1 protein-coding gene is annotated in these 523 nt (G+C 61.8%); it reads left to right on the top strand.

The window, feature by feature from the left end:
• A partial coding sequence (locus IEX27_RS21175; protein WP_188723040.1) for an integrase core domain-containing protein occupies window positions 1-523 on the top strand: 523 nt, incomplete at both ends.

The following is a 523-nucleotide window of genomic DNA, read 5'->3' as shown; positions in this document are numbered from 1 at the left end:
GTGACGGACGCTACTGTTACCCTTTGACCGTCACCGATCAGGCCTCGCGCATGATCCTGTGCTGTGAAGCCCTTGAATCGACCCGCGAGCAGCCGGTCATCGAGGCCTTTGTCCAGCTCTTCAGGGAGCGCGGCCTTCCGGCAGCGATCCGCAGCGACAACGGCCTGCCCTTTGCCAGTCCGAACGGACTCTACAACCTGTCGAAGCTCTCGGTCTTCTGGCTCAGGCTCGGCATCACCCTCGAGCGCATTCAGCCGGGCCATCCGCAACAGAACGCCCGCCATGAACGCATGCACCGCACCCTGAAGCAGGAAACGGCACGTCCGCCGGGCATGAACGTGCTTCAGCAGCAGGATCGCTTTGACAGATTTGTCCACGAATTCAATGAGGAACGCTCGCACGAAGCCCTCGGCATGCAGACCCCGGCGGATGTCTTCGCACCGTCTTCGAAGCCCTATGACGGACTGCCCGAACTCGAATATCCCTTCCACGACAGGGACATTCTGGTCACCGCCTGCGGGCG

This window comes from Nitratireductor aestuarii, assembly GCF_014641695.1.
Lineage (GTDB): Bacteria > Pseudomonadota > Alphaproteobacteria > Rhizobiales > Rhizobiaceae > Chelativorans > Chelativorans aestuarii.
The sequence above is the reverse complement of the archived record's forward strand: the minus strand, read 5'-3'. Positions and strand labels throughout refer to the sequence as shown.